Origin of the sequence: Mammaliicoccus sp. C-M13, assembly GCF_022386845.1 — a bacterium.
GTDB classification, from domain to species: domain Bacteria; phylum Bacillota; class Bacilli; order Staphylococcales; family Staphylococcaceae; genus Mammaliicoccus; species Mammaliicoccus lentus.
This window is the reverse complement of sequence record NZ_JAJNHQ010000010.1, coordinates 85339-102959: the sequence shown is the minus strand read 5'-3', so window position 1 is coordinate 102959 and position 17621 is coordinate 85339. Positions and strand designations below refer to the sequence as shown.

The window sequence follows — 17621 nt, the reverse complement described above, 5'->3', positions numbered from 1 at the left end:
ACTTTCAAAGGAAGTGATTGAATGTCTTCATTTGTCGCGTTAGATTTTGAAACGGCTAACGGCAATCCTGAAAGTATTTGTTCAATAGGAATGGTTAAAGTTGTTGACCATCAAATTACTGAAGATTTTTATACTTTAGTTAATCCTAAAGATTATTTTTCTAAATTTAATATTAAAATTCATAAAATACAACCATCTGATGTGGAAAGCTCCCCTACTTTTGATGAAGTCTTCCCTTATATGATGGACTTCATAGGCGATTTACCTGTTGTCGCACACAATGCAAAATTTGATATGAATGTATTATTTAAATCGCTTATCAAATTGAATATAGAAATACCCGATATGACATATTTTTGTTCTTGTATATTAGCAAGAAAAACAGTAAATAATCATAGATACGGTTTAGCGCATATGATGTCTTATTATAATATTGATTTTAAAGGTCATCACCACGCTCTTAACGATGCAAAAGCATGTGCAATTATCACTTATAGATTGTTGCAACACTATCAAGATTTAAACAGTGTCATAAACATTTACGGTAAAACTTTATCTGACAAAAAATATGTATATAAAAAATAGGGAAACAACTTAATTAAAAGTTGCTTCCCTATTTTTTATTTTATTCTTTGTGCTGAAATTCTTTTTTAATATCTCTTTTAAGACTTGCTTTATTGACTGGTCTTTCTAATTTTCGATCTGCCCAGAATAATAATAAAGCGATAGCAACAATACCTATTAATTTAACAATATCAAAACTTCCTGTATCGATTGTACTCTTTACAAAAAGTAAAATCATTAATACTGTTATTCCGATAATAGCAAATTTAAATTTCATATCAATCTCTACTTTCTGAATAATGAATAAATACCCGTTCAATGTGATTTCAAAACTTAATCACAATCTATATTAGGATACTAGTACTTTAACACTTTATCAAGTTTTCTACTTATAAAAAGTCATATATCGTCAAATTCCGGTATGTTTTAGACACTAAATTTCCTATTGAAACACCAATTAATCTAATTGCTGTATCTTGATCTTTAAGACTGTTATATAGTTCATATGCAATGTTATATATTTCTACTTCATCATGTACAGGGTTATTCACACTTGTTTGTTTAGACAATGTTTCAAAATTATGAGTTTTCATTTTCACCGTTATAGTACGACCTGCAAGTTCGTGCTTATCTGCTCTAACAGCTACTTCTCCACTTAAAGTACGTATTTTATTTAGTATGAAATCATCATCGTTTTGGTCTGTTTCAAAAGTAGTTTCTCTACCTATAGACTTTCTAATTCTTACTGGTTTAACAGGTGAGTTATCAATTCCTCTTACTTTATTATAAAAACTCAATCCTCTTTTCCCAAACATTTGAATGAGTTCCATTTGACTGTAATCATATAAATCTTGACCAGTATGGATGTTCAATTCTTTCATTTTTTCTTCAGTCACTTTACCTACTCCTGCAAATTTACCTATTGGTAGTGACATCAATAAGTCATGTGTGTTCTCATAATTTATAACTGTTCTACCACTTGGCTTGTTCATACCACTAGCAAGTTTTGCTAAAAATTTATTATACGAAACACCTGCCGAAGAAGTAAGTTGTGTCTTATCGTAAATGTCTCTTTGAAGATATTGAGCAATAGTAGAGGCTGATAAATCTCTGCGAACTAGTTCAGTTACATCTAAATATGCTTCATCTAAAGATAATGGTTCAACTATATCAGTATAACTTTTAAATATCTCCATAATTTCATTAGAAACTTCTCTATAATGATTAATTCTAGGCCGAACATAATAACCATCAGGACATAATTGATGGGCTCTAGCCATAGGCATCGCAGAATGTACACCATATTCTCTAGCTTCATAGCTTGCAGTCGATACAACGCCACGTCCAGAAGCTCTACCACCGATGATAACCGGTTTACCTTTTAACTTTGGATTATCCCTCACTTCTACTTGAGCAAAGAATGCATCCATATCTATATGAATGATTCGACGTTCCATCTTAAACACCTCTATAAAAAATAGGAATATGGTTTCCCAAATTCCTATATATTATAACAAAAATTGTATTAAGTTGTTGAAGATATGTTTTTCTTGTCAGTATATAAATTTATGCCTACATCAGTATCTTCGATATATTTCATTTGTTGATGATTATATAAAACTTGCACCATATAGAAATCCCCTATACAAGCTGCACCATGGAATGCAAAAATATATATAATCGAACTTAATTTCAACCATAATAGTACCAAAAGTAAACCAATACTAATAATTACAAATGGAGCTAGCGCGATGGTATAAAATTGTCTACGTGTAAATATTTCTTTTGGCATAGATGCGTAGAACATACCACTTTTGTAACCGTATTTTACTTTTTTCGATGGTTGAAAAATTTTAAAACAAATACCATGAATAAGTTCATGAATAAATATTAAAATTATTAAACCAATAACACCTACAATAATATTTCTAAGAATACCTTCTTCTTGTATATATATAAAATTCGCCATTACTTTAAAACCAATTAATACGAGTGAAAGAAATAGGACAAATTGTAATAATGCTAATCGTTTTAATATAGAAGTGCTATTGAGTAAGTCAATTTTTAACATACAATTCCTCCATCAGATTGAATCTCTTTATCCGTCCCCTCATATTATAGATTAAAAACGATATTAATTCTATTCTTAATTTAACTTATTTGATATTATTTTAATTGGTTTAATGGTATTTTATATAGCTTATCATCATTATCAGAAGGATTACCTCTACCATCTGAATTATTACTAATGAAATACAACGTTTCTCCTTCAATCATGACATCTCGAATACGTCCGTGATCTGTAATGACCTTTTTAACTTTATCATTTTTAGTGTCAAATTCTAGAACTGCTTCACCTCTTAAAGCTGCAGAATAGATTTTCCCATCATGGTAAGCTAAACCTGAAGGAGCCCATGTTTCATCTGCTCCAGAAGTAAATAACGGTGACACCATACCATCTTTTTCTTCATTACCTTCTATAACCGGCCAACCATAATTTTCACCTTTCTTTATGTCATTAATTTCATCATTAGCTAGGTCTCCGTGCTCGCTAGCATAAAGCTTATTATCTGAAGGCCACACAAGACCTTGCGGATTTCTATGACCATAACTATAAACATATGAATTTGAAAATGCATTATCTTTCGGTTTACTACCATCTAAATTTAATCTTAAAATCTTGCCACCTAAAGAATCTTTATCTTGTGCAATTTCATCATTTGCAGCGTCACCAGTAGTAGCATACAACTTATCATCAGGACCAATCTTCAATCGACCACCATGATGGAAATCTCCACTCGGAATTTTGTCTAATAATACTTCCTCTTCTTCCCATGAGTCACCATCTAACTTCAATTTTACAATTCTATTAAACTGCCCTTCGTTGCCTTCATACGTATAATAAGCATAAGCTTCATTGGATTCTTTAAAGTCAGGTGCCAACACAAAGCCTAATAATCCCGCTTCAGCAGCAGTTGCAATCTTCTCATCTAAGTTCACCTTTTGATCAGTCTTCTGATTACCCTCAATCTTAACAATCTTGCCAGGACGCTCAGTTAAATAAAAAGTATTATCCATCTTCTCAATAGACCAAGGTGTGTTCAAACCATCAACCACAGTCTCCATACCTTTAGATTCCTCATCATTAGACTTCTTCTCATCCGAATCACTTTGTTGTTTATTAGAATTATTTTGCTTTTCATCGCTACTCTCTTCAGTCTTATTCACACTCTCCTCAGAATCATTACCACAAGCCGTTAATAAAAAACTTACAGAAATAGCACTTGCCAACATTCGTTTCATAAACAACCCTCCTTAACTTATTTATACAGATGAATACGTTTACAAACAATAATATCGCTCAAAATAATAAAAAACAACCAGCTAATAAACTGGTTGTATAATAAATTTATTTACTTAAATTCTTCTAACCTGTGAAGTTGTCTTCCTTCTTCATCAAAATTCTCTTCTGCCAACCATTTATTAAATGCTTGTTTATGCTTCGGCCATTCCTCTATTAACATGGAAAACCAACATGTGTCTCTTGAGCGATTTTTATAGACTACAGCGTTTCTGAAAGTCCCTTCATACTGAAATCCTAAACGCAATGCAGTTTTATAGGAGTTAGCATTTAAAGAATCACATTTCCATTCGTAGCGTCTGTATTGAAGTTCTTCGAATACATATTTAGCTAATAAATAGTGTGCTTCTGTAGACATTCTTGTTCTTTTTAATGAATCTGAAAAGTTAACATGTCCTTCTTCGACTACTCCATTTGCTTGATCAACTCTCATTAAACTAAATATTCCTAGAGCTTTGTTTGTCTCTTTATTTATCACCGCATAGAAGATAATTGTCGTGCTTTCAATCTTTTCGTTTAACTCTTCTTCAAAAGATTCATAGTCTTGAGGATACTCATATGGTAAGTAAGTCCAATTACTAGGATGAGAATCTCTATATGCATTATAGAGGTCTTTAGTGTGTGAATGAGATAACCGAGTAATAATAGTATACTTACCGACATAATGTATATCAGTAGGAAACTTTCTTGGTTGCCAGTTAGGTAACTCTTCACCAATTGGTAGGTTGTATTCGTTAATTCTCTGTTTCATTTAATCACCCCATTACTTATTTATTCACTTATTTTCTCTATTAAAGCGACTGTTTCTACATGTGTCGTGTGTGGAAACATATCCACTGGTGTGATTTCTTTTAGTTGATAGCCGCTTCCTTTTAATATTTCTACATCTCTTACTTGTGTTGCTGGATTACATGATATATACACAATACGCTTTGGTGACAATTCAATTAGTGTTTCTATAAATGTTTGATCGCACCCTTTTCTTGGTGGATCGACCATAACGACTTCTGGCTTAATGCCTTCTTTTTGCCATTTTAATATAACTTCTTCTGCTTTTCCTGCTTCCCATGTCGCATTCTCTATATGATTGATTTTCGCATTTTCTTTTGCGTTTTCTATAGCTTGTTCTACTATTTCTACGCCATATACGTGTTTAGCTTTTTGTGACATATATGACCCTATTGTGCCAATTCCACAATATGCATCAATTACTGTTTCTTCACCGTTTAATTGTGCGTATTCTAATGCTTTGCTGTATAGTTTTTCGGTTTGAGTTGGATTAATTTGATAGAAAGATGTATCTGATATTTTAAATTGATATTCTGCTAGTATATCTGTAATTGTATCTTGTCCATAAAGTGTATAAGATGTTCTTCCCATTATAACGTTTGATTTTTCTCGGTTCACATTGTGTTTAATACTAACTACATTATCAAATTCTGAAGAAATAAATTCTATGATTTTATTTTTATGACTTAATTGTTTACTGTTTGTTACAAAAATAACCATAGTTTCCCCAGTATAATAACCTGTTCTTAAGATGATATGTCTTAATTCACCTTTATGCTTATGTTCGTTATAAATACTTAAATTCAAATCTTCTATTAATCGCTTTATTTTAACCATAATTGTGTCATGCTTCTTATCTTGTATCATGCAGTGATCGATATTTACAATATCATGGCTTCTTTGTCTATAAAATCCAAATTCTATTTCACCATGTTTATTTTTCCCGACTGGTATTTGAGATTTATTACGGTAATGCCAAGGGTTATCCATACCTATTGTGTCATGTATAACGGTATCTTCAAAATTCGATTTACGTTTGAATAAATTGACGACTTGTTCTTTTTTCATTTGTAATTGGGCTTCGTAGCTTAAATGTTGTAATTGACACCCACCACAAACTTTATAATATTCACAAGGTGGTTCAACTCTTTCATTTGATGTTTCTTTTATAGTTAACAGTTTACCAATAGCAAATTGCTTTTTTACTTTTATAACTCGGAATTCTATTTCTTCATCTTTAATTGCATTTGGTACAAATATTGGGTATCTATCAAATTTTACAACGCCATGACCTTCATGTGTAAAATCTATAACTTGTCCCGTATACACTTCGTTTTTATTTACTATACTTGCCATAATTTCTCCTTCTTTCACGTACAACATAGAAAAAAGGGACAGTTAAATGTCCCTATGTATTTATTCTTCAGTTTGCTCTTCGTGAAGTCTTTCTCTTTCTCGTTCTACAGTTTCAATACCATGTTCTGCTTTCACACGTTCTAATTTAGAAAATACTTGTATATGTCTTTTTAAATTCACAAAATTGGCTGGTAGAACGCCACCAAATTCACCATCTACATTCAACTGTATTTGTTCAAATGATGATACGTTAATCGTTTTTGCTTTTGTATAATGTACTTTAGGGTGGTTAATGTGATCGCCTCTAGAAGCTAATGTCATAATATGACCAAGTTCAGCAAAATTAACTTTCTCTAATATTAATAAAGTGAAATTACCATCATTGATTTCAGCATCTGGTACTAATTTTTCAAAACCACCAATTGAATTTGTTAAACCTATTAAAAACATCATGGCTTCACCTTGAAAAACATTACCATCATATTCAATTCGAATATCTGTTGATTTAATTTGTGGTAACATTTCTAAACCTTTGATGTAATAAGCTAATGGTCCTACCATAGTCTTTAATTTGCTTGGTGCTTCATATGATACTTCGGTGATTTTACCACCACCAGCAATATTTATAAAGTAGCGATTGTTCATTTTACCAACATCTACTGGCACGAGATCACCTTTAATGATTGTATCTACAGCTTCCATAATATCATTAGGTATAAGCAATGCTCTTCCAAAGTCATTTACCGTCCCCATTGGAATTAAACCTAATTTAGGTCGATTAGTTGCTTCAGCGATACCATTGATAACTTCATTAAGAGTACCATCTCCACCAGCTGCTATAATAACATCATAATCATGTTTCAAAGCTTCTTTAGCAGCATATGTAGCATCTCCAGCACTCGTTGTAGCATGAGCGCTTGTTTCGTATCCAGCTTGTTCTAATTTAATCAACACGTCTGGTAGTGCTCTCTTAAATAACTCTCTACCTGATGTTGGATTATAAATGATTCTAGCTCTTTTTTTCATTGTGATCCCTCTTGTATATTCTTATATCTTTATATTATAGCAAATGATACATATTAGAAAGTAAAATATATTAACGTTTTGTGTACTATAAATATTTTTATATATCATTTTAATTGATTCCACAAAGTATTGAGTAATAACAAAGGTTATACCAAAGAAAAAATGGATCTGAGACAATTAAGTATGTCTCAGACCCATATATTTATCTTTTATCTTTTTTCTAATTCTGATTTTAGTAATTGGTTAACAACTTGAGGGTTCGCTTGTCCTTTTGAAATTTTCATAATTTGACCAACTAAGAAGCCCATTGCTTTGCCTTTACCATTTTTAAAGTCTTCTACTGATTGTGGATTATTGTCTAATGCTTCAGTAACAAATCCTAATAATGTTTCTTCATCAGAAATTTGAACAAGACCTTTATCTTTCATAATTTGTTGAGCGTCGCCGCCATTTTTAGCTAATTCAGGGAACACTTTTTTCGCAATTTTACTACTCATTGTTCCATCTTCAATTAACTTAATCATTCCAGCTAAGTTTTCTGGTGTTAATGCAGTATCTTGTAAATCGATTTGATTTTTATTTAAATATTCATTAACTCCACCCATTAACCAGTTTGAAGTCAATTTAACGTCTGCTCCATGCTCAATCGCTTCTTCGAAGAAATCAGACATTTCTTTAGTTAATGTTAATACGTGAGCATCGTATGCTGGTAAACCTAAGTCATTTACATAACGCTCTTTACGAACGTCTGGTAAGTCAGGAATTGTTTTTCTTACACGCTCTTTCCATTCATCATCAACATAAAGTGGCACTAAATCTGGTTCTGGGAAGTAACGATAGTCGTCTGAACCTTCTTTAATACGCATTAAGATTGTTTCGCCAGTAGCTTCGTTAAAGCGACGAGTTTCTTGTAGAATTTCTCCACCTGCTAATAAAACTTCAGCTTGACGTTTTTCTTCATGTTCTAAACCTTTACGAACATAGTTGAAAGAGTTTAAGTTTTTCAATTCTGCTTTAGTACCAAACTCTTCTTGGCCGTATGGACGTAATGAAATGTTAGCATCACAACGAAGTGACCCTTCTTCCATTTTACAGTCTGATACGCCAGTGTATTGGATAATAGCACGTAATTTTTCTAAGTAAGCATACGCTTCTTTAGGTGAGCGAATATCTGGTTCAGATACGATTTCAATTAATGGCGTTCCTTGTCTGTTTAAGTCGACTAAAGAATAACCATCTTTATGAGTAAGTTTACCCGCATCTTCTTCCATGTGTAAACGTGTTATACCAATACGTTTTGTTTCGCCGTCAACTTCTATATCAATCCAACCATTTTCACCAATTGGTTGATCAAATTGTGAAATTTGGTACGCTTTCGGATTATCTGGATAGAAATAGTTCTTTCTATCAAATTTTGATTCTGTAGCAATATCCATGTTTAATGCCATTGCTGCGCGCATAGCCCAATCTACAGCAGTTTTGTTTACTACTGGTAGAACACCTGGATATGATAAATCTATTACATTTGTGTTTGTATTCGGTTCAGCACCAAAATGAGCTGGTGATGGTGAAAACATTTTTGATTCTGTTTTTAATTCGACGTGTACTTCTAAGCCGATTATTGTTTCAAAATGCATTCAGATTCACTCTCCTTGTAATGTTTTATAGTCATCATGTAAGTTAAATTGTGTTTCATATTGATAAGCAACTTTGTATAATGTTTTTTCATCGAATGGTTTACCAACAATTTGTAAACCAATTGGACGACCATTTGATTTACCACAAGGAATTGATATTGATGGTACGCCAGCTAAGTTAACAGGAATTGTTAAAATATCATTCGCGTACATTGTTAATGGGTCATCAACTTGTTCACCAATATTAAATGCTGTTGTTGGAGCAGTTGGTCCAACGATAACATCATAGTCTTTAAATATTTTTTCAAAGTCTTGTTTAATTAATGTTCTTACTTTTTGAGCTTTTTTGTAATAAGCATCATAATAACCAGAACTTAATGCAAATGTTCCTAACATAATACGACGTTTAACTTCATCTCCGAAACCTTCGCCACGAGATTTTTTATATAACTCTTCTAATGTATTTGCAGATTTAGAGTGGAAACCATAACGGATACCATCGAATCTAGCAAGGTTTGCAGACGCTTCTGAAGATGCAATGATGTAATAACTTGCTACACCATATTTAGTATTCGGTAATGAAACGCGGTCAACAGTAGCACCTAAAGATTCTAAAGTTTTAACAGCTTCAGTAACTGAATTTTTTACATCTTCAGATACACCTTCACCAAGAAATTCTTCTGGAACTGCTATTTTTAATCCTGTGATGTCTTTACCTATTTCTGAAGTGAAATCTACATCTTCAACAGGTGCACTTGTTGAATCTTTTTCATCATGACCTGCGATTGTTTCTAAAATTAAAGCATTATCTTTTACGTTTCGTGTAATCGGTCCAATTTGGTCTAATGAAGATGCAAATGCAACTAAACCAAAACGTGATACACGTCCATATGTAGGTTTCATACCTACTACACCACAATATGATGCAGGTTGGCGTATTGAACCACCTGTATCTGAACCTAATGAGAATGGTACTAAACTAGCCGCAACTGCAGCTGCTGAACCACCAGAAGAACCACCAGGAACAGCTTTATGATCAAATGGGTTTACGGTTTTCTTAAAATAAGAATTTTCGTTTGAACCACCCATTGCGAATTCATCCATGTTTAATTTACCAATTAAAATTCCATTTTCAGCTTTTAATTGATTCATTACAGTAGATTCATAAATAGGAATGAAACCTTCTAACATTTTACTTGCACAAGTCGTTTCTACGCCTTCAGTAATAATGTTATCTTTGATACCCATTGGAATACCAAATAGTTTACCTTCCATTTTATCTTCTGCTTGTAATTTATCTTGTTCTTCTGCCTGTTTTAAAGCTTCTTCTTTGTTAAGAGCTAAGAAAGCTTTTATGTTTTTATCATCTGATTCAATTGCATCAAAAATGTCTCTTACGATATCAGATGGTTTGATTTCTTTGTTTTTAATCATTTCTGATAAACGTTCTACCGTTTCATAACGAATTGTCATGCTTTAGTCCTCCTCGTTCATAATAGCTGGTACTTTAAATTGGCCAGCTTCAGTTTCTTTAGCATTTTTTAATGCTTCTTCTTGAGGAATCCCTGATTCACTCTTATCTTCTCTTAGAACATTTTGTAAATCTAATACGTGGAATGTTGGCTCAACATTTTCTGTATTAGCTTCATCTAATTGTCCTGCAAAGTTTAAGATATCCTCTAACGATTGTGTGAATTCATTGACTTCGTCTTGTGAAACTTCAAGTCTAGCTAAATTAGCAACATGTTCAACTTGCTCAGATGTTACTTTCGTCATGTGCGACGCCTCCTTAGTTAATCTAACATCATATAATTTTAACAAATTTTCATATAAAAATCTAAAGTTAATAGAAAATAACTACATGAAAGCGTATACATTGATGTATAATAAATTATCAGAATAATTTCTGAACTTAAGTCAATGAGTGAGAGGTGGTTTTTCATGTTAATACTTGGAAATACGTTTAAAAATGTAAAAGTCGAAACTTCTTGGGAAACATATGTCATGATTGCTGTATATTTTACGATTTTGTTAGCAATCGGATTTTATGCATACAAAAGATCGACAAGCACGCTTGATGAATATATGTTAGGCGGAAGAGATTTAGGTGCATTAGTAACAGCATTATCAGCTGGGGCTTCTGATATGAGTGGTTGGATGATTATGGGGCTACCTGGGTCTGTTTATAGTATTGGATTATCAGCTACTTGGATAGCTATCGGGTTAACGATTGGTGCATGGCTTAATTACATATTAGTTGCATCACGTTTAAGAATTTACACAGAGCTTTCCGACAATGCGATAACATTACCTGATTTCTTTGAAAAGCGATTATCGGACAATACTAGAATTGTAAAAATAATTTCTGGTTTAGTAATCGTCATATTCTTTACTTTATACACACATTCAGGAATGGTAGCAGGCGGTGTTTTATTTAATAGTGCATTTGGATTAAACTATCATGTCGGTTTAATACTAGCTGCTAGCATCGTTATTCTCTATACATTATTTGGAGGTTATTTAGCTGTATCATTAACTGACTTCTTTCAAGGTGTCATTATGATATTAGCTTTAGTGCTCGTTCCAATAGTAGCTATACTCAAATTAAATGGTCTAGATACATTTTCAGAAGTCGGCCGATTAAACCCCACTAGTCTAGATTGGTTTAAAGGAACAACAACAGTTGGCATAATCAGTTTACTCGCTTGGGGTTTAGGTTACTTTGGTCAACCACATATTATAGTACGTTTTATGTCTATTAAAACTCACAAATTAATGCCGAGAGCTAGAAGAATCGGCATTTCATGGATGGCAATTTCTTTAATCGGAGCATGTATTACAGGTCTTATCGGTATCGTTTTTGTGGAAGAAAACAATGTAAAAGTCGATAATCCTGAAACTATTTTTATTGTGATGAGTCAATTTTTATTCCATCCATTAATCGGCGGATTTTTCTTAGCAGCTATTTTAGCAGCTATTATGAGCACGATATCTTCACAATTACTAGTAACTTCTAGTGCATTAACTCAAGATTTTTATATGCTTTTAAGAGGTAAGACATTACAAGATAAAGAACACGAAAAAGAGTTCGTTCTCGTCGGACGTATTTCAGTATTAATCGTATCCTTAATCGCAATGTATATTGCTTGGCATCCAAACGATACAATACTCAATTTAGTGGGAAATGCTTGGGCTGGCTTTGGAGCGGCGTTTGGTCCCCTTGTACTATTATCGTTATATTGGAAACGCCTTACTAAATACGGAGCTATAGCTGGGATAGTAAGCGGTTCACTAATTGTAATATTTTGGATATTAATGAAAGAACACGGCGGTATTTTTGAATTTTATGAAATTATTCCTGGTTTTATAACGAGTATGATTTTAACAATCATTGTAAGCCTATTCACAAATCCTCCAGAGGAAAAAACAGTAAATAATTTTGATGAAATGGTTAAAATTCTAAAAAATTAATAAGAAATTTTTAATATTTTAATTAGTCAAACTTTTAAGTTTTGGCTGAATTTTAAAAATTCGCTATACCCTATATAAACACAGGCGTCAGCATATTTTACTTTTATTCGAATTGTGTACAATTTGTGACATGAAAATCAAAACATGGTAAGCTAAATATACACTTTGGTTACTTTTTACCCTTTGAATATTATTTCAATTGTGTATAATGGGCAACGTGCAACTTTAAAATATATAAAAAATATAAAGGAGCGGGAAAATGTTTATTTTAGGACAAATTGACGCTAGTGCTGGAGTTGTTTCAGGCTGGCAGACTTACTTCATGATTATAGTCTATTTTGTTGTACTATTAGCGATTGGTTATTATGCATATAAACAATCTACAAGCAATTTAGATGAGTACATGTTAGGTGGCCGTAGTATAGGTCCTTACGTAACAGCTTTATCCGCTGGTGCATCCGATATGAGTGGTTGGATGATCATGGGGCTTCCGGGAGAAGTTTATAGCATTGGTCTATCAGCAACATGGTTAGCTATCGGTTTAACAGTAGGTGCTTGGTTAAATTACATATTAGTCGCACCAAAATTACGTGTTTATACAGAACACACAGGAAACGCGATTACAATTCCAGATTTCTTTGAAAAACGCGTAGCAGACAATTCACATGTATTAAAAATTATTTCAGGTATTATTATAGTAGTATTCTTTACATTGTATACATCAGTAGGTATGGTTTCTGGTGGTACACTATTTGAAAGTGCATTCGGTTTAGATTATAGACTTGGTGCTATTTTAACAATGGGTATCGTTGTTATATATACTTTCTTTGGAGGATACTTAGCTGTTTCTTTAACAGACTTCTTCCAAGGTGTCATTATGTTAATAGCGATGGTTATGGTCCCTATTGCAGCACTAATAACGCTAAATGGTTTTGATACATTTAACACAGTTGCAGAAGTAAAACCTACAAACCTTGATTTGTTTAAAGGTACTTCAGCAATTAGTATCATTGGTTTAATAGCATGGGGCTTAGGTTACTTTGGTCAACCTCACATAATCGTTCGTTTCATGTCAATTAAATCTCATAAACTTTTACCAAAAGCTAGACGTTTCGGCATTGGCTGGATGGCTATTTCATTAATTGGTGCTTGTTTAGTAGGTTTAACTGGTATTGCGTACATTCATGATACAACTCAAACAATTGATAACCCAGAAACAATCTTTATTTTAATGAGTCAAGTATTGTTCCATCCATTAGTTGGTGGGTTCTTCTTAGCTGCTATATTAGCTGCTATCATGAGTACAATTTCATCTCAATTACTTGTTACATCAAGTGCTTTAACTCAAGACTTCTATAAGATTATAACTAGAAAAAGAGGTAAAGAAGCAGATAGAGATAAAGAATTTGTATTAATAGGACGTTTTGCAGTATTACTTGTAGCAATCGTTGCTATCATGTTAGCATGGACGCCAAACGACACTATTTTAAACTTAGTAGGTAATGCTTGGGCTGGTTTCGGTGCAGCATTCGGACCTCTAGTATTAATGTCATTATACTGGAAAGGCTTAAGTAAAAGTGGTGCTATCGCAGGTATGGTAACATCATCTATCGTAGTATTATTCTGGATTATGATGAAAGGACACGGAGGTATTTTCGAACTTTATGAAATTATCCCTGGTTTCTTAACTAACGTTGTTGTAACAACAGTTGTAAGTTCATTTACGAAAAAACCAGAAAAACACGTTATTGATAATCTAGATAAAATGAATCGTATTTTAGATGAAAAATAAAATAAATGATTATAGATTATAATATTTGTAGTCAGAGTAAAGCTCCCGATCCGATGGATTGGGAGCTTTATTATGTATTGATAGTGGTAAACTGAAGACGCTATGTTGCACGTGGGTCGCGTCTTGCAACTTTTGGAATCCTTATTGCCACTTCTCATCAAACATGTCAATAACGGTAGCCTTGTTGCCACTTCTCACCAAACGTGTCAATAACGGTAGCCTTGTTGCCACTTCTCACCAAACGTGTCAATAACGGTAGCCTTATTGTCTTTTCTCATCAAACGTGTCAATAACGATAGCCTTGTTGTCTTTTCTCCATAATCTTGGCAATAACGAGATTTCTACCCCACTCCTATATTAAAAATTCTCCTAATCTGCTATTTAAAAATTAACGGATTAGGAGAATTATTTTAAGCTCTTATTTATTTGTAAATATGAATTTCTGGTTCTTTATCATCTTTTGTTTTAGTAATTAAAGACTGTGGTTCTTCCCCATCAATTATTGAAATTTCAATATCATCTATACCTTTAAAGTACTTCTCAGATAAATCTGCGACATATTGCGTCACACCTATAACTTCGGCTTTGCCATAATAATCTAGTGGAATTTTAATTTCAAGCTCTGTTAGTTTATCATCTTCAAACTTACCTGTACCTACTGATTGTGTAAAATTAGGGAAATATTTTTGTAAGTCCTGGTTAAATTGTTCGAAATTAGAATTTAAATTTTTGTCTAAATCAGCTGCTTCTGATGATGGAATCGTGACATGTTTTTCATTCATATTTTCCCAGCTTTTAACTGACCTTTTACCGCCTTCACTTGTTCCATATGTTACAAACTTACCAGGTTTAATATCACCTTCACCTGATTGAATGAATATAGCAAAATTAATCGGGATATTTTTTATATCATCTCTTACACGTAATCGAGATAAGATTTCTTCCGCCATTTCTTTACCTTGTTTCTCTGCTTCTTTTTCATCTAACTTTTTAGTATATGTTTCACCATATTCTTCTTTTTGATATATATGCTCACTGTTCATTGCTAAACCGATCGTCATACCTGAGATCTTTTGTTTCTTAGCATCACTTTCGGTAAAGTAATCTTGCTCAATAATATGAGATAAGTATGTAGGAGAATTCTCAGCTATTTTTTCAGGGTCTGTTTCGCCTTTATGACTTGGGTTCAGACCTAAATTTTCACCAGCTTGTTTTTCTTCCTTTTCTTCAGCACTCATATTCTTTATTTCATCTTTAGTATATTTAGGTGCTAAATAAGCTCTAACTGTATCTTTTTCAAGATATTGACCATCACGGTACAAATATTCATCAGGTGAAAATGTTTGTTTACTAATGTCTAACAAGCCACTTTCAAATGCTTCGCTATTATAACTAGATACCATATTATCTTGTGTTAATCCTCTAGCAGCACTTATTTTAAATGGTAATAAAGTACGATAATAATCATTTGAGATTTGCATACCAGTAGAAATCTGTTTTGTTTGTTCTTTATCTTTTTCAGATTTGTTTTGGTTATCTTTTTGAGTTGTATCAGATGAGCATGCTGTAAGTAACATAACAGATGCTAATATTAGTAACCCTTTTTTCATATCATTAACCTCTATTCATTGATATTACGATATTTATCCAACCAGTCTTGTTCTGACCATACTTCGATATTTAATTTTTCTGCTTTTTCGAGTTTAGAACCTGCTTCTTCACCAGCTATTACAACATCTGTGTTTTTAGTAACACTATTTGTTACTTTAGCTCCATATGATTGTAATATATTAGTAGCTTCTGGTCGTGTCATCTCTGTCATTTTACCAGTTAAGACAAATGTTTTTCCACTAAAATCTGGATGACCTTCTATTTCGGATTGTTTAACACCTGTATATGTCATATTAACATTTTTCTTTTTTAATTTTTCAATTAAAACTTGTATGTCTTCATTTTCCATATATGTTACTAAAGATTGAGCCATTTTATGACCAACATCAGGAATTTCAGTTAAGTCATCAATTTGTGCTTCGAATAATCGATCAATCGTCTCAAACTTTTCAGCAATCACTCCACTTGCTTTAATACCAAGATGTCTTACACCTAATCCGAATAATAGATGTTCTAATGATTTTTCTTTAGATGCTTCGATTGCCGTTAATAAATTTTGAACTTTTTTCTCGCCCATTCTTTCTAACGGTAATAAATCTTCTTTTGTTAAATAGTATAAATCGCCTACATCTTTAATCTTATCGTGCGTGTATAATTGTTCGATAATTTTTTCGCCTAAACCATCTATATTCATAGCTTGTCTTGATACAAAGTGAATGATCCCTTCGACAAGTTGAGCTGGACATTTAGGATTAATACAACGTAGAGCAACTTCTCCTTCGATTCTGACAAGCTCATGATCACAACTAGGACAATGTGTTGGCATGTGATAAACTTCGCTATCTTCTGCTCTACTTTCTACTTTACTACGTATAACCTCAGGTATGATGTCTCCTGCTTTTTTAATAACGACTTTGTCGCCTATTCTAATATCTTTTTCATGGATTAAATCTTCATTATGTAATGATGCTCTAGAGACAGTCGTTCCAGCTACTCTAACTGGTTCTAATATAGCAGTTGGTGTTACTACACCTGTTCTACCTATACTTAATTCAATATCTAACAATGTTGTTAAAACTTCTTCTGCCGGGAATTTATAAGCGATTGCCCATCTTGGTGATTTTTGAGTAAATCCTAGCTCTTCTTGCTGACTTAAGTCATCTACTTTTATAACAATGCCATCTATATCATAAGGCAATTGGTTTCTTTTTTCTGTCCATTTTTCAATAAATGATAATACACCTTCAATATCATCAAATGTTTCTCTTTCTTTATTCGTTTTAAAACCGAGTTCATCTAAGTTGTTTAACGCTTCTGATTGACTGCTCGCTTCAATTTCTGTTAAATCATTCACACTATATAAGAAAATATCTAACTTTCTCTTAGCAGTTAGCTTAGAGTCTAATTGTCGCAATGATCCTGCAGCCGCATTACGAGGGTTTGCAAATAGTTGTTCTCCATTCTTTTCTTTTTGCTCATTTAAAGAAAGGAAAGAACTTCTAGGCATATATGCTTCTCCACGCACTTCAATAGAAAGAGGTTCTTTAATTTTTAAAGGTATTGCGTGAATTGTTTTTAAGTTTTCAGTAATGTTCTCACCAGTAGTACCATCACCTCTTGTTAAACCTTGCACAAAACGCCCATTATCATATTTTAGAGATACTGCTAGTCCATCAATTTTAAGCTCACAAGTATATTTTATATTACTTACTTTATCTCTTACACGCTGGTCAAATTTTCTAAGGTCTTCTTCGTTAAAAGCATTACCTAAAGATAACATCGGTGTATCGTGATTAATTTTTTCGAATTGAGATAAAGGTGGTCCACCAACTCTTACAGTTGGCGAATCACTTGTTTTAAGTTCTGGATGTTCTTCCTCAATTGAGATCAATTCATGTAGTAATTTATCATATTCACTATCAGGAACAGATGGATTATCTAATACATGGTATTCATAATTAAATTTATGCAATAAGTGGTGAAGTTCATCAACTCTTGATTTTAATTCTTCCAT

Annotated in this window: 15 protein-coding genes; 3 read left to right on the top strand and 12 right to left on the bottom strand. The window is 32.7% G+C overall.

All coding sequences use genetic code 11. The features are described from left to right. The first annotated feature begins 21 nt into the window (after positions 1 to 21). Positions 22 to 585: a 3'-5' exonuclease gene (locus LQ615_RS09395; RefSeq protein ID WP_239704121.1), complete on the top strand. Its 564-nt coding sequence runs from the start codon at positions 22 to 24 to the stop codon at positions 583 to 585. A 40-nt stretch (positions 586 to 625) separates the two neighbouring features. Here the strand turns inward: LQ615_RS09395 and LQ615_RS09390 are convergent, their stop codons facing one another. The 10 genes from LQ615_RS09390 to gatC all read right to left on the bottom strand — a co-directional run bounded on the left by LQ615_RS09390 (position 626) and on the right by gatC (position 10509). Beyond that, positions 626 to 841 carry a hypothetical protein gene (locus LQ615_RS09390; protein ID WP_016999041.1) on the bottom strand — a complete coding sequence of 72 codons (216 nt, stop codon included), beginning with the start codon at positions 839 to 841 and terminating at the stop codon, positions 626 to 628. 112 nt (positions 842 to 953) lie between these two features. Continuing rightward, the gene (dinB, locus tag LQ615_RS09385; protein ID WP_016999042.1) at positions 954 to 2021 is read right to left on the bottom strand and encodes a DNA polymerase IV; all 1068 of its coding nucleotides are present in this window, start codon (positions 2019 to 2021) and stop codon (positions 954 to 956) included. Positions 2022 to 2089: 68 nt separating this feature from the next. Beyond that, positions 2090 to 2635 (bottom strand): DUF3267 domain-containing protein, encoded by a 546-nt coding sequence (locus LQ615_RS09380; RefSeq protein WP_016999043.1) that lies wholly within the window; start codon positions 2633 to 2635, stop codon positions 2090 to 2092. Positions 2636 to 2730: 95 nt separating this feature from the next. Continuing rightward, positions 2731 to 3867: a PQQ-dependent sugar dehydrogenase gene (locus LQ615_RS09375; protein ID WP_194200017.1), complete on the bottom strand. Its 1137-nt coding sequence runs from the start codon at positions 3865 to 3867 to the stop codon at positions 2731 to 2733. Positions 3868 to 3977: 110 nt separating this feature from the next. Further along, positions 3978 to 4676, bottom strand: a complete 699-nt coding sequence (locus LQ615_RS09370) for a GNAT family N-acetyltransferase (protein ID WP_016999047.1) — start codon at positions 4674 to 4676, stop codon at positions 3978 to 3980. Between the two features lie 20 nt (positions 4677 to 4696). Further along, a complete protein-coding gene (gene rlmD / locus LQ615_RS09365; RefSeq protein WP_239704122.1) occupies positions 4697 to 6070 on the bottom strand; it encodes a 23S rRNA (uracil(1939)-C(5))-methyltransferase RlmD in 1374 nt (457 codons plus the stop codon). Between the two features lie 60 nt (positions 6071 to 6130). Next, the gene (locus LQ615_RS09360; RefSeq protein WP_016999051.1) at positions 6131 to 7096 is read right to left on the bottom strand and encodes a diacylglycerol kinase; all 966 of its coding nucleotides are present in this window, start codon (positions 7094 to 7096) and stop codon (positions 6131 to 6133) included. A gap of 209 nt (positions 7097 to 7305) precedes the next feature. After that, a complete protein-coding gene (gene gatB / locus LQ615_RS09355) occupies positions 7306 to 8733 on the bottom strand; it encodes an Asp-tRNA(Asn)/Glu-tRNA(Gln) amidotransferase subunit GatB (RefSeq protein WP_016999052.1) in 1428 nt (475 codons plus the stop codon). A gap of 6 nt (positions 8734 to 8739) precedes the next feature. Next, a complete protein-coding gene (gene gatA / locus LQ615_RS09350) occupies positions 8740 to 10206 on the bottom strand; it encodes an Asp-tRNA(Asn)/Glu-tRNA(Gln) amidotransferase subunit GatA (protein ID WP_064204893.1) in 1467 nt (488 codons plus the stop codon). A gap of 3 nt (positions 10207 to 10209) precedes the next feature. Beyond that, positions 10210 to 10509 (bottom strand): Asp-tRNA(Asn)/Glu-tRNA(Gln) amidotransferase subunit GatC, encoded by a 300-nt coding sequence (gene gatC, locus LQ615_RS09345; protein WP_016999054.1) that lies wholly within the window; start codon positions 10507 to 10509, stop codon positions 10210 to 10212. Between the two features lie 165 nt (positions 10510 to 10674). Between gatC and putP (LQ615_RS09340) the strand changes: the two genes are divergently transcribed. Both putP (LQ615_RS09340) and putP (LQ615_RS09335) read left to right on the top strand, forming a co-directional pair. Continuing rightward, positions 10675 to 12204, top strand: coding sequence for a sodium/proline symporter PutP (gene putP, locus LQ615_RS09340; RefSeq protein ID WP_214269939.1), 1530 nt, complete (start codon positions 10675 to 10677; stop codon positions 12202 to 12204). Between the two features lie 259 nt (positions 12205 to 12463). Beyond that, complete coding sequence (putP, locus tag LQ615_RS09335) at positions 12464 to 13996, top strand: sodium/proline symporter PutP (RefSeq protein WP_275582769.1); 1533 nt, start codon at positions 12464 to 12466, stop codon at positions 13994 to 13996. A 422-nt stretch (positions 13997 to 14418) separates the two neighbouring features. Here putP (LQ615_RS09335) and LQ615_RS09330 read toward each other — a convergent pair whose 3' ends face one another. Beyond that, a complete protein-coding gene (locus LQ615_RS09330; RefSeq protein WP_016999057.1) occupies positions 14419 to 15606 on the bottom strand; it encodes a CamS family sex pheromone protein in 1188 nt (395 codons plus the stop codon). Between the two features lie 11 nt (positions 15607 to 15617). Next, positions 15618 to 17621, bottom strand: coding sequence for an NAD-dependent DNA ligase LigA (ligA, locus tag LQ615_RS09325; RefSeq protein ID WP_239704065.1), 2004 nt, complete (start codon positions 17619 to 17621; stop codon positions 15618 to 15620).

Bases quoted from the DNA above. Each gene is read 5' to 3' on its own strand.
- putP (WP_214269939.1), top strand. From the start codon at position 10,675: ATGTTAATACTTGGAAATACGTTTAAAAATGTAAAAGTCGAAACTTCT.
- LQ615_RS09380 (WP_016999043.1), bottom strand. From the start codon at position 2,635: ATGTTAAAAATTGACTTACTCAATAGCACTTCTATATTAAAACGATTA.
- gatC (WP_016999054.1), bottom strand. From the start codon at position 10,509: ATGACGAAAGTAACATCTGAGCAAGTTGAACATGTTGCTAATTTAGCT.
- dinB (WP_016999042.1), bottom strand. From the start codon at position 2,021: ATGGAACGTCGAATCATTCATATAGATATGGATGCATTCTTTGCTCAA.
- rlmD (WP_239704122.1), bottom strand. From the start codon at position 6,070: ATGGCAAGTATAGTAAATAAAAACGAAGTGTATACGGGACAAGTTATA.
- LQ615_RS09395 (WP_239704121.1), top strand. From the start codon at position 22: ATGTCTTCATTTGTCGCGTTAGATTTTGAAACGGCTAACGGCAATCCT.
- putP (WP_275582769.1), top strand. From the start codon at position 12,464: ATGTTTATTTTAGGACAAATTGACGCTAGTGCTGGAGTTGTTTCAGGC.
- LQ615_RS09360 (WP_016999051.1), bottom strand. From the start codon at position 7,096: ATGAAAAAAAGAGCTAGAATCATTTATAATCCAACATCAGGTAGAGAG.
- LQ615_RS09375 (WP_194200017.1), bottom strand. From the start codon at position 3,867: ATGAAACGAATGTTGGCAAGTGCTATTTCTGTAAGTTTTTTATTAACG.
- ligA (WP_239704065.1), bottom strand. From the start codon at position 17,621: ATGGAAGAATTAAAATCAAGAGTTGATGAACTTCACCACTTATTGCAT.
- LQ615_RS09390 (WP_016999041.1), bottom strand. From the start codon at position 841: ATGAAATTTAAATTTGCTATTATCGGAATAACAGTATTAATGATTTTA.
- gatA (WP_064204893.1), bottom strand. From the start codon at position 10,206: ATGACAATTCGTTATGAAACGGTAGAACGTTTATCAGAAATGATTAAA.
- LQ615_RS09370 (WP_016999047.1), bottom strand. From the start codon at position 4,676: ATGAAACAGAGAATTAACGAATACAACCTACCAATTGGTGAAGAGTTA.
- gatB (WP_016999052.1), bottom strand. From the start codon at position 8,733: ATGCATTTTGAAACAATAATCGGCTTAGAAGTACACGTCGAATTAAAA.
- LQ615_RS09330 (WP_016999057.1), bottom strand. From the start codon at position 15,606: ATGAAAAAAGGGTTACTAATATTAGCATCTGTTATGTTACTTACAGCA.